Source organism: Aliidiomarina shirensis (genome assembly GCF_003987345.1).
Classification (GTDB): domain Bacteria; phylum Pseudomonadota; class Gammaproteobacteria; order Enterobacterales; family Alteromonadaceae; genus Aliidiomarina; species Aliidiomarina shirensis.
Map to the genome: position 1 here is coordinate 513909 of NZ_PIPP01000001.1, position 11948 is coordinate 525856.

An 11948-nucleotide genomic window follows, 5' to 3' on the forward strand; every position below is an offset into this window, starting at 1 on the left:
CATTCTATACGCTAACTACCGCAAGTTGCTCGCGTGAAAACGTAAATGCTCCTCAATGAAACTGGCAATAAAGTAATAGCTGTGATCATACCCTTCTTGAAACCGAATCTTAGCGCCAGCACTGGTTTCAGTATTAACGGCTATTAATGTTTCGGTTCGCAATTGCTCCGGGTAAAAGTTATCCGCATCACCTTGATCCACTAAAATTGGCGGAATATCGTGGCTACGGTTATCGCGTTCCTGCAACAATACTGATGCATCATATTGCCGCCATTTGCGCTCATCAGAACCTAGATAACCCGCAAAAGCTTTCTTGCCCCACGCGCAATTGATTGGATTCACAATCGGCGAAAAAGCAGATATCGAGCTATAGCGCTCACTGTTACGTAAACCAATCACAAGCGCACCATGGCCACCCATCGAATGACCACTAATAGCCCTCGCATCGCTAACAGGCAAACCACTTTCTACTAAGTTAGGCAATTCATCCACAATGTAATCATACATTTGATAATGTTTAGCCCAAGGTGCTTCCGTTGCATTCACATAGAAACCAGCACCTAAACCAAAATCGTAAGCACCATCGGGATCATCTGGCACACCCTCGCCACGCGGGCTGGTATCCGGAATGATGAGCGCCACACCGAGATCAGCTGCTACACGTTGAGCGCCAGCTTTACTGGAAAAATTTTCATCGGTACACGTGAGCCCTGATAACCAATATACCGCTGGAACTTTGCCTACTTCAGCTTGTGGCGGTAAAAACACAGAAAAATCCATATCACATTGCAGTGTGTTTGATGCATGGCGAAAACGTAATTGCTGTCCGCCAAACACTTTTTTCTGGTCTTTTAACTCAACATTCGCATTACCCGTAAAAAAAGCCATTTACCTCTCCATATGCCGGAAAATCAAGTATCGTTACACGAAAGGCATTTTCCTTTCGTGCGTACTAAACACGCCTAGCGCTTAGTAGTGAATAACGCTACGAATTGATTTACCTTCGTGCATTAAATCAAACGCTTTATTGATATCTTCTAAACCCATGGTATGGGTAATAAAAGTATCTAGTTCGTATTCACCGGCAAGATAGCGGTTTACATAATCTGGCAACTGCGTGCGCCCTTTCACACCACCAAATGCACTACCGCGCCATACTCGCCCAGTAACCAATTGGAATGGCCGCGTGGAAATTTCTTCACCAGCGCCGGCAACCCCGATAATCACTGATTCACCCCAACCTTTATGGCAGCTCTCTAATGCTGAACGCATAACTTTTACGTTACCAATACATTCAAATGAATAATCCACACCGCCATCGGTCATTTCAACGATTACTTCTTGAATCGGTTTATCATAATCGTTCGGATTAACACACTCAGTAGCACCCAATTTTTTCGCAATATCAAATTTAGATTCGTTAATATCAATGGCAATAATTCGGCTAGCCCCCGCCATTACTGCTCCGATAATTACTGAAAGGCCAATCCCGCCTAAGCCAAATATAGCAACTGTATCGCCCTTTTCTACCTTGGCGGTATTTTTCACAGCACCCATACCGGTTGTCACACCACATCCTAATAAACAAACTTTCTCCAGGGGCGCTTCTTTGCTGATTTTTGCCAACGATATTTCAGGAACTACAGTGCGTTCTGCAAAGGTAGATGTGCCCATATAGTGATAAATAGGCTGGCCATCTTTTGAGAATCGTGTGGTGCCATCTGGCATTACGCCTTTGCCTTGGGTTGCGCGAATCGCTTGGCACAGATTGGTTTTTCCGGAAGTACAAAACTTACATTTGCCGCATTCTGGTGTATACAAAGGGATAACATGATCACCTACTTCAACAGACGTAACGCCCTCACCAATAGCTTCAACAATACCCGCGCCTTCATGGCCCAAAATCGCAGGAAAAATACCTTCAGGATCGGCACCCGACAGTGTGTACGCATCCGTATGGCATACGCCGGTAGCCACAATTCGCACCAACACTTCACCTTTTTGCGGTGGCATTAAATCAACTTCTTCAATGGTAAGCGGCTCACCTGGGCCCCAAGCAACCGCTGCACGTGTTTTAATAGTATCCATAGTTGATTCCTTGTATTTCATTAAATAAATGTATGCTGCAATTCTAATTGTTTCTGATTGAATGATAATAGCAATTAACTAAATTTACTTTTTCATTTATGCAATAATAGAACGCTCAGGCTCACATTCTTTCTTTTAAACAAACGGTATCGAGAGGCGCCATGACAAAAATTTGGCAAGGAATTAGTGAATTTGCCGCCGTAGCCGATACGGGTAGTTTCACCGAGGCGGCTCGCTACCTCGATATATCAGTAGCTCAAGTAAGCCGCAATATTAGCGAACTTGAAGCGCGGCTGGATATTAAGTTGCTATATCGGTCGACACGCCGTGTAAGCCTCACGGAAGAAGGTACCTTATATCTACAGCATTGCCGAAACCTCGTGAGTAGCCTCGATGAAGCAAATCGCAGTATTACGAACCTTAAAGCTACACCCAGAGGGCTTATTAAGATCACAGCTCCGGTTTACTACGGAGAATACCACCTAGCCCCTCTTCTCAATCAATTCTTAGTTGAATATCCCGAAGTGGAACTCGATCTGCAACTCACCAACACTAAACTCGATCTCATTCAGGGTAGCTTTGATCTTGCCGTGCGTTTAGGTCAATTAGAAAGCTCATCACTTATAGCACGCCGGTTGAGTTCACGAACCCAACATATCGTTGCTGCACCTGATTATTTAGCACAGCACGGCACTCCGCAAACGCCAGCCGAGTTATCCCAACATCAATGCTTACTCGGCAGTGTCGATGGGTGGCGAATACTTAATGAACAAGGAAAGCCGTTTTTGTTTCGCCCGCAAGGTAGGCTGCGCTGCAATAGCGGCCCAACGCTACTTGATGCTGCTTTACGCGGGCTAGGTTTAGCCCAGTTACCTGACTATTATGTAAAACAAGCCGTGGCTGACAAAAAATTAACCATGGTATTAGAAGGTTCTCGAATGCCAGATGATGGTATTTGGGCTGTTTATCCGCAAAATAGGCATCTTTCAGCAAAAGTTCGGCACTTAGTTGAGTTCCTAGTGAAGCGCCTCTAACCACGTGCTCATAGGCTCAGGGCGATGAAACAAGTAGCCCTGAAATTGCGTAATGCCCTTGTTTTTCAGGTGTTCAAACTGATCTTGCGTTTCAACACCCTCTACCACCGTCGTCATTCCAAGGCTTTGGCTCATCATAATAATGGTATCAAGCAAGGCTTGCCCTCGCCCACCATCCATGCCGTTTTCAACAAACTGGCGATCAATTTTTAGTTCGCTTACGGGAATCCACTGCAACCGCTTCAGATTGGAATAACCGGTGCCAAAATCATCCACTGAGAACTGTACGCCTTTAGCCGCTAACTGTTCCATGATGGCATTAACTTCGTCGATATCATGTATCAATAAATTTTCAGTGATTTCAATTACCAAACCTGCCAATGGAGCCTGTTCCTGAGAAAATGCAAGGCATAGCTTGGTAACGAAATCCTCATGCATAAATTGCCGAGGGCTAACATTCATTGCGATTTGGAAATTCGGAATACGCTTCCGGGCCTCGCGAATGCAACACGCAACGTAGCCGGCAATAATCTCGCCAATATCGTTAATGAGTCCTAAGCGCTCCGCCAATGGAATAAAGCTATCTGGACTAATAATTTTGCCGCGATGTCGCCAGCGTGCCAATGCTTCAGCGGAAATAACGTTACCGTTGTCATCTACTTTACTCTGTAACCAGCATTCAATTTCGTTGCTTTGTATGCCGCGGCGTAGCTGTTGTTCTAATTTAAATTCGCTAATAACTTGTGCTGTCATAATTCGGCGGTACACCGAAAATTGATCACGCCCTTTTGATTTCGCCTGATGAACGGCTGTTTCTGCATGAGCAACCACCTCCGACGCACTTCCACCTTGCTCCATACTGGCAACCCCAATACTTGCGGTGAGCCGATAATGGTGGCCATTGATAATAATTTCCTCGCGCAGAACCGCCAGTAACCGACGCATTCGTTCTTGGTTATAGCCAGTATTATCTTTTTCTGAAATCTCCAAGCCAATCCAAAACCGATCTTCAATATCTTTCGCAAGAACACCGCGGTAATCAGAAATTAAATAGCTGAGGCGCGCCGCGATTACTTTCAATACCTGATTCCCTTCCGCTTCACCGGCAGAAATATTGATACGGTTGAAAAAATCCATGTTAATTGCCACAACACGCACATTGCTATAGTGCAATTGATGCTGCATCAGCTTTATAAAGTGCGTTCGGTTTGGAAGCCCTGTCAGCGGATCAAACATAGAAAGGCTTTCAATGGTGTGCTCGGCTTCGCGGCGCTCTGAAATATCTCGAATAGAGCCAATGTAACAGGGCTCACCCAACCACTCAGCTTCATTTAAACCAATGGTGACAGGAAACAGGGATCCGTCTTTGTGTTTTGCCTCTAGCTCACGCAACCGCCCGAGAACACGAGGCCCAGAGCCAAGCTGAGAGTTTTGCATATATTGATGATGCTGAACTGCTAAGGAACTCGGCATTAAAATAGATACATTTTTGCCAATCACATCGCGCGGATGGTAACCAAACATAAGCTGCGCAGATTGATTAAAATCGATGATAGTACCTTTCAAATCGGTTACTACAATCGCATCAAAGAGATTATCGACGACGTTACGTAACCACGTGGTTTGCTGCGCCTTTGGTCCAATTTTGGAATTTGATCCCTGTTTCATGTATCGATAAGGCCTTATTTGCCACCACTAGAGGTGGTTCACAACAAATGATCGGTATGAGCAAATAGAGGATGGCTTACCCAGCTAAAGTTCACAACCGATGTGTTTAAAAAGTATATGCTTATAAAACATAACGTTATTAAGCGCAGGGTAAGAAAGTAAAGATTTTCACAGTGTAGTACCTATAAGGTTGTAGCGCTAACACTACAAGCAAAATAAAGTTGATCTAAATTAAAGGGGTTATTGAATTGCTTGGAATTTAGCCGGCGGCAACTCAGGCTGTAATTGAGGAAGCCGCCTGAAGGAATCAAATGAAATAATAAACAACCGATTTAAAGCCGAATTAATTGCTGGCCTTCTATCTGCCAATAGCTACTTGCTTCCGGCAGCGCTTCGCGAGAGTGCGCTAACAGCAAACATGTTCGGCCGGCTAACCAGTTCTGTAGGTTTGCCTGAACTATACTCGCCGTATGTTTATCAAGGCCAGTAAAAGGTTCATCAAGAATGACTACCGGTGTATTTTGCAAATATAAGCGGGCCAACATTAAACGCCGCGCTTGGCCACCAGAAAGCGCCATTCCCGCAGTTCCTACCCATGTTTCCAATTGTTCTGGCATTGCCTTAACCTCATTCGCAAGTGCCGCGAAATCTAAAGCCTGCCAAAGCATTGATTCATCAGCATGAGGTGCAGCGATACGTAAGTTGGTTGCTATTGTGCCGGCTAGCACTAAATTAGCTTGTGGAACATACCCCAACTCGTTGAGCCAAGTAGGGTTCGCAAGCGATATCGCGCCTGTGCTCCCTGCGCCTTCAATAAAAACATGAATTCCAGCAATTTCCCGAATACCTGCAAATACCTGAGCGAGGCTACTTTTACCGGAGCCAGAGCTACCTATAACCGCAGTCATTTCACCTGTTTTAATGGGTAGTTCAATATCACGTAGCGCAAAGCCGCTCATCACCTCAGCCGGTAAAGGCGTTTGCAGATCTTCAATACGAGCAGCGGCCTCATCAACTAAGCCAGCCTGGCTTGATTGCTCGGCTAGAGGGAGCAATACCTCCGCCAATGCCAATATCGCTAAGGCCTGCATTACCACTACGGGCAAACTAAGTTGCCCTGCTAAATAAGCGCTTAATCCCCATAGTAATATCAGCAAAGCTAAGCTTTGCGATACCAATAAAATTACGTTTTCTACGGCCGCCATGCGCGATAACCGACGATGTTGGTGTTGATTTACTTGGCTGCCGATATTGCGGAGGTTCTCAGCATACTCAGGCAGCCTGCCGGCGCCGTAAATTTCAGCGAACCCTTCATAGAAATCCATACTTTGCTGACGAAAGCGAGCACTGGTTTGCAACTCGCTGCGGCCGTGCTGTTCTCCTAGTTTGCGAGCAACAGGTACCGCTAACAACCAAAGCAATGGGAAAATTACAGCCACTACCAACAAAAGCCCTGGCGCCACTTGCCAACTCATTAACAGAATTAACGTAAATACTAAACCGAGCATCAAAGCAGCGATCACGGGGGGTGCCAATAGCCGCAAATACAGCGCATCGAGTGTATTTAAATCTTGCGTGAGCCTTTGTAAAATCGTGCCTGTGCGCAACTTGGTAAAGTGTTCTGGTTTTTGCGCACCTAAAGTTTTAAACAGCGCAACTCGCCAACGTGCTTGCACACGTAAAACGGCATCATGATGAAAGATTCGCTCGAAATAGCGCCCTATTGTTCGCAGCAAAGCAAACACACGAATACCGGTTCCCGGCGTAAAAATATCAAACAACACCAAAACACCCGCTGCCGTGGCAAGCCCGGTAAGCGCCGATGCGGTTATAAACCAGCCCGAGAGTGTTAATAACGCAACGCCAGCTGCGGCAGTAACCAACATACATGCAAAGCCCAGCAATAAACGTTTTCGCTCCTGCTGCAACCCCTTATAAAACACCGCTAGGTTGGCTTTTCTATTGCTGTTTCGAGGATTAGATGGCATCTGGCCCTCCAAGCGGCAAAGCAAATTGCACACATCGATCAGCAAGGCTGGTGAAATCATCACTATGGCTAGCGATCACCATTGTAACTCCATCTTTTTGCAGCGTTTTGATAGCTGCAACAATGTAGGTGGCCGATTCGCTATCGAGCGCGGCCGTAGGTTCATCGAATAGTAGAATTTGCGGTTTAAAACCGGCCGCTATGGCCACCAACCAACGAGCCATACACAAGCGCTTAGCCTCACCACCCGATACACCTGCGCCCCCTTCACCAATCACTGTACTTAACCCCTGAGGCAAACGTGTTAACAAAGGTGCTAAACCCATGGTTTGCATTGCCTTTTGTAAATCAGATTCACTTGCCAAAGGCGCGAACAAACGCAGGTTCTCAGCAATGCTACCGTAAATTAACCAAGGGCTTTGTGGCACGTAGGCAATGTTCGCGTGTGTATTCTTATCATCGCGAGGAAACCCAGGTAATAGCCCCGCAATGAGCTGTAACACTGTACTCTTACCCACACCCGATGGCCCTTGCAATAGAAGCGTTTCACCTTGTTTGAGGTGCAGTGCTGGAATAACAATTTCTTGTTTACGATTGGCATACGTAAAAACAAATTCAGGTGTATTGAAAAGATACTCTGGCGGCTTAGGCATGGGTTGGGGTCTAAATTCTTGGGTGTCTCCACTAACACTTTGCGAAGCCAATATCGAGGCTGCGCCTAAGGCTGCTGCCCGGTCGTGATAAAACTGAGAAAGTAACCGTATCGGTTGAAAAAATTCTGGCGCGAGTAACAAAATAAATAAACCAGAGAATAAGGTAAGTTCAGCCCCAGGCCCTACTTCGTAATACCCTAACAATGAAAAACCAATGTAAATAGCTATTGCAGCGATGGCGATAGCAGCAAAGAATTCGAGCACAGCCGAAGATAAAAATGCCACTTTTAACGTGCGCATATTTAGCGCTCGGTATTCATCACTAGCGGCCGCTACTTGTTTCTCCGCCATCGGTAGCTTTTGCATAAGAAACAATAAGGTTAGATTGCGTACGCGATCGATAAATAAACTTGCTAAACGCTGCACAGCAATCGCTTGTTGCTGATGAACACGCTCAGCGCCCATACCTACAAGCGCCATAAAAAGAGGGATTAAAGGTGCACTGAGTAAGAGAAATAAACCCGCGAGCCAATCAAGATAAAACACAACTACAAGAATCAACAAAGGCTGCCAGATCGCCAACCAGATTTGCGGGCGGAACCGGGCATAATACCCCGAAAGTGATGCCACAGGCTCCACCAAATCATTAGCTGCACTGGCTTCGCGTAAGTGTTGCCAACCAAAGTTATGCATTCGGTATTGCCAGTACTGCAACAATCCTAAGCGGGCCGCGTCTTGAGCCTTATCTGCCGCTAACAATGAATTTCGTTGGAATTGCCAACCCGATACACTACGCACTACGATAGCAGCGAAGGCTAACAATCCTATTGGCCAGATTTCCGCTAGCGTACTATTTTTTAATACCGCATAAACGAGCCAAGCAAAGCAACCCATTTGCACAACTAACGCCAATGCCTGCACGCTACCAAACAGCTTCGCCCACAACAAAGAGCGGCCGGTGGCCGCTCCTAACGTTGCAAGATAGCGTTTTTCGGCCGCGAACGGCCTTTCTTTTTTAATGGTAGCCAACGTTCGCGGTAACCTTGCCCCGGAACACCCAATATGTCCACGCGGTATATACCAAAACAATTGGAATCACGAACAATAAACCAAGGAGTAAGAACAACTGCGATTCGTGTGCCGATGCAGCATCCCATAACGTGTAATCAGGTGGCACTACGTACGGGAACTTACTGGCCAGTAGGCCTAAGTAGGTAAAGATAAACATACTCATGGTAGCTACAAACGGCGTGCCATCTCGCCGCTGAAAAAGCGCGCGCACAAGCCAAGCCGCACTCAGCAATGTGAGCACTGGGAACAACCAAATATAGCTAATACCACTGAACCAACGTTCGGCAACGAAAGCATCAACGAATGGTGTCCACACACTAATGGCTGCAAAAATCACCAATACTGCAATTAACAGGTATGGGGTGATTTTAAATGCCCATTGCTGAATATCGCCTTCCGATTTAAGAATCAGCCACGTAGCACCTAGCAATGCATAACCGGCCACTAAACCAAGGCCTGTCATCACCGTAAAGGGCGTCAGCCAATCAAATGCGCCGCCCACGTACGCCATATTCTCAACATTGAAGCCTTGAATATAGGCACCCACCACAGCACCTTGCGCAAAGGCTGCAACTGTTGAACCGATAGCAAATGACCAATTCCACAGATACTTCGAGGTGCGTGCTTTAAAACGAAATTCAAAGGCGATACCTCGAAAGATTAAACCCGCTAAAAGCAGAAACACACCTATATATAATGCAGGCAAAAATACGGCGTACACCAATGGAAACGCTGCAAGTAACCCTGCTCCACCGAGAATCAGCCAAGTTTCATTACCATCCCAGACGGGGGCTACGGAGTTCATCATTACATCGCGGGCTTCTTCACTTGGGGCGAAAGGAAACAGCACGCCAAGCCCTAAATCAAAACCATCCATTAACACATACATAATCACGCCAAACGCGATAATTCCTGCCCAAATAATGGTTAAATCAAAGATAGGTTCACTCATTGTTGCGGCTCCTCTTCCCAAGATGCGCTCGCTCCAGATAATGGGCGTTTTGCGCGATGATAGTTTTCCGCTGTGGTCATTTCATGCTCGGGTGCAACACCTACTCGCAATACGCGCATCAGATAATATAAACCAGCGGCAAACACCACTGAGTACACCAAGATGTAGCCAACCAAGGTAAATAGCGCCATGCCTCCGGTTAACGAAGGAGTAAGGCCTTGAGCATGGGTCATTACCTCATAGATTAGCCAAGGCGCACGCCCTACCTCGGTAACAAACCAACCCGCAAGCACCGCTATAAATGGGCTGATCGCCATTAAGCGTAATCCCTGTAAGAACCAAGCGGTGCGCGCGTATGCCTCTTTGCGGCGTAATATTAATCCAGCAAACGCGAACAACACCATTAAGATGCCAATCCCAACCATGATTCGAAACGCCCAAAACACAATCGCCACCGGAGGCTGCTCACCACGCGGCACTTCATTCAAGCCTTGAACTTCACCATCCCAATCATGGGTTAAGATATAACTGGCAAGGCGAGGAATTCCTATTTCAAAATGATTGGTTTGCTCTTCTTGATCTGGAATAGCAAACAATAGCAGCGGTGCTCCACGTTCAGTTTCCCAAACGCCTTCCATTGCCGCCACTTTGGTAGGTTGGTGTTCAAAAGTATTCAGACCATGAATGTCGCCAACAACAACTTGCGCTGGCGCGATAAACAGCAGCAACCATAGCGACATCGAAAGCGCTCGCTTATGCACTTCAACATCCTTTTTACGAAGCAAATACCAAGCACTTACACCAGCAACAACAAAACCGCCGGTTAGAAACGATGCCAATGCCATGTGGAAAAACCGTGGCCATAAGCTGGCATTGAAAATTGCATCGGACCAGCTGGTAACATGCACCATGCCCTCACGCAGTTCGTATCCGCCCGGAGTTTGCATCCAACTGTTCGCAGATAGAATCCAGAACGAAGAAATAAAGGTGCCAAGGGCGACCATTACTGCCGCAAAGAAATGTACACCTTGTGGAACCTTTCCGCGCCCAAACAGCAGAACCCCGAGGAAAGCAGCTTCTAAAAAGAATGCAGTAACCACTTCATAGCTCAAAACTGGCCCCAGAAAATTTGCGCCCGCGTATGCGAAGTTACTCCAGTTGGTACCAAACTGGAACGCCATTACAATACCGGATACCACGCCCATTCCGAACACAACAGCGAACACTTGAATCCAAAACCTTGATAAGCGTTCCCATACTGGATTTTGTGTCCTCCAAGAAAGCCCCTCAAGCGCAGCAATATAAGACGCCAAGCCAATGGTGAAAACAGGGAATATTGCGTGGAAGGAAACAACAAATGCGAACTGGATTCGCGATAGTAAGAGCGGATCTAAATCCATGGTCGGGCTCCTCATTACAACGTAGGATTGTGAATGGATATTTTGGCCAACTATTCTTGCATAACGAAGTATACGCCGATTTAATAGGTTTAAAAGAACGTGCAACTATGGCAAATTAGAGATTGCTAATATTTATGTCAGCAAAACTTTACAAATTAGCCTTTGCTAATATTCAACGGAGTTAAGATGAACAAAACGAGTTTTCAAGTACAGGCGTTCCTCGACAACGATAGCGAAACCTTTTCCTACGTTGTATACGAAAACGATGGCAATTTGGCCGTTATCATCGACCCTGTTTTAGAATTCGATGCTAAATCAGGGCGCACATCAACCGTTGGCGCAGAAGCTATTTTAGCCTTCGTAAAAAGCAAAAACCTAACCGTGCCCTGGATACTTGAAACCCACGCTCACGCTGATCATCTATCCGCAGCGCCTTATTTGCGCGATAACCTAAACGCGAAAATAGGGATTGGTAGCCAAATTACTCAGGTGCAGAAAACCTTTAAGGCTATTTTTAATCTCGAGAAAGAGTTTTTACCCAATGGTAGCCATTTCGATGCACTATTCGATGATGGCGACGAATTCACTGTTGGTAGCTTAACCTTTAAAGTAATCCACACACCTGGCCACACCCCGGCGGATTTAACGTATTTAGTAAATAATGAAGCGATGTTCGTGGGCGATACGCTGTTTATGCCTGATGTAGGAACTGCTCGTTGCGATTTCCCCGGCGGTAGTGCGCATACCTTATATCAATCAATTACAGCCCTACTAAGCTACCCCACCGATACAAAGATTTATATTTGCCATGATTACCCACCGGAAGGCCGCGAGCATGAATACGTAACCACAGTGGCTGAACAACGTAGCAAAAATAAGCACGTGCGCGATGGCATTAGCGAAGCTGAGTTCGTGCGCATGCGTGAAGAACGGGATGCAACACTATCAATGCCAAAACTTATTTTACCGGCAATCCAAGTAAATATACGGGCAGGAAAAATGCCGCCTGCCGAGGATAACGGTACTATTTACTTAAAAATACCGCTGAATCAATTATGATTACGGCCATGTAAACTTCAATAAAAATAAAAAGGT

At 46.1% G+C, this 11948-nt stretch carries 9 protein-coding genes; 2 read left to right on the plus strand and 7 right to left on the minus strand.

Annotation, left to right across the window (positions count from 1 at the left end; genetic code table 11):
* Positions 1–15 precede the first annotated feature (15 nt).
* On the minus strand, positions 16–888 hold the full coding sequence (fghA, locus tag CWE13_RS02305) for an S-formylglutathione hydrolase (protein ID WP_126805713.1): 873 nt from the start codon (positions 886–888) through the stop codon (positions 16–18).
* An 81-nt stretch (positions 889–969) separates the two neighbouring features.
* Positions 970–2088 carry an S-(hydroxymethyl)glutathione dehydrogenase/class III alcohol dehydrogenase gene (locus tag CWE13_RS02310; protein ID WP_126805714.1) on the minus strand — a complete coding sequence of 373 codons (1119 nt, stop codon included), beginning with the start codon at positions 2086–2088 and terminating at the stop codon, positions 970–972.
* Between the two features lie 161 nt (positions 2089–2249).
* Between CWE13_RS02310 and CWE13_RS02315 the strand changes: the two genes are divergently transcribed.
* Positions 2250–3122, plus strand: a complete 873-nt coding sequence (locus CWE13_RS02315) for a LysR substrate-binding domain-containing protein (protein WP_126805715.1) — start codon at positions 2250–2252, stop codon at positions 3120–3122.
* On the opposite strand, the gene CWE13_RS02320 is transcribed toward CWE13_RS02315, so the two are convergent.
* The 5 genes from CWE13_RS02320 to CWE13_RS02340 form a co-directional block, all read right to left on the minus strand.
* The gene (locus tag CWE13_RS02320; RefSeq protein WP_126805716.1) at positions 3105–4790 is read right to left on the minus strand and encodes a putative bifunctional diguanylate cyclase/phosphodiesterase; all 1686 of its coding nucleotides are present in this window, start codon (positions 4788–4790) and stop codon (positions 3105–3107) included. The two genes, CWE13_RS02315 and CWE13_RS02320, sit on opposite strands and share 18 nt — an antisense overlap.
* Before the next feature lie 332 nt (positions 4791–5122).
* Complete coding sequence (locus CWE13_RS02325) at positions 5123–6778, minus strand: amino acid ABC transporter ATP-binding/permease protein (RefSeq protein ID WP_198677877.1); 1656 nt, start codon at positions 6776–6778, stop codon at positions 5123–5125.
* Entirely contained in the window at positions 6768–8459 is a 1692-nt protein-coding gene (locus CWE13_RS02330) for an ABC transporter ATP-binding protein/permease (protein ID WP_126805718.1), read from the minus strand. The genes CWE13_RS02325 and CWE13_RS02330 overlap by 11 nt, the downstream gene beginning before the upstream one ends.
* Positions 8446–9453: a cytochrome d ubiquinol oxidase subunit II gene (cydB, locus tag CWE13_RS02335; RefSeq protein WP_126805719.1), complete on the minus strand. Its 1008-nt coding sequence runs from the start codon at positions 9451–9453 to the stop codon at positions 8446–8448. Before cydB ends, CWE13_RS02330 begins: the two co-directional genes overlap by 14 nt.
* Positions 9450–10853 (minus strand): cytochrome ubiquinol oxidase subunit I, encoded by a 1404-nt coding sequence (locus CWE13_RS02340; protein WP_126805720.1) that lies wholly within the window; start codon positions 10851–10853, stop codon positions 9450–9452. The genes cydB and CWE13_RS02340 overlap by 4 nt, the downstream gene beginning before the upstream one ends.
* 186 nt (positions 10854–11039) lie before the next feature.
* On the opposite strand from CWE13_RS02340, the gene CWE13_RS02345 reads away from it, so the two are divergent.
* Complete coding sequence (locus CWE13_RS02345; RefSeq protein WP_126805721.1) at positions 11040–11912, plus strand: MBL fold metallo-hydrolase; 873 nt, start codon at positions 11040–11042, stop codon at positions 11910–11912.
* Positions 11913–11948 lie beyond the last annotated feature (36 nt).

Excerpts from the sequence above, each read along its gene's own strand:
- cydB (WP_126805719.1), bottom strand. The coding sequence starts at position 9,453 with ATGAGTGAACCTATCTTTGATTTAACCATTATTTGGGCAGGAATTATC.
- CWE13_RS02310 (WP_126805714.1), bottom strand. The coding sequence starts at position 2,088 with ATGGATACTATTAAAACACGTGCAGCGGTTGCTTGGGGCCCAGGTGAG.
- CWE13_RS02345 (WP_126805721.1), top strand. The coding sequence starts at position 11,040 with ATGAACAAAACGAGTTTTCAAGTACAGGCGTTCCTCGACAACGATAGC.
- CWE13_RS02315 (WP_126805715.1), top strand. The coding sequence starts at position 2,250 with ATGACAAAAATTTGGCAAGGAATTAGTGAATTTGCCGCCGTAGCCGAT.
- fghA (WP_126805713.1), bottom strand. The coding sequence starts at position 888 with ATGGCTTTTTTTACGGGTAATGCGAATGTTGAGTTAAAAGACCAGAAA.
- CWE13_RS02320 (WP_126805716.1), bottom strand. The coding sequence starts at position 4,790 with ATGAAACAGGGATCAAATTCCAAAATTGGACCAAAGGCGCAGCAAACC.
- CWE13_RS02340 (WP_126805720.1), bottom strand. The coding sequence starts at position 10,853 with ATGGATTTAGATCCGCTCTTACTATCGCGAATCCAGTTCGCATTTGTT.
- CWE13_RS02325 (WP_198677877.1), bottom strand. The coding sequence starts at position 6,778 with ATGCCATCTAATCCTCGAAACAGCAATAGAAAAGCCAACCTAGCGGTG.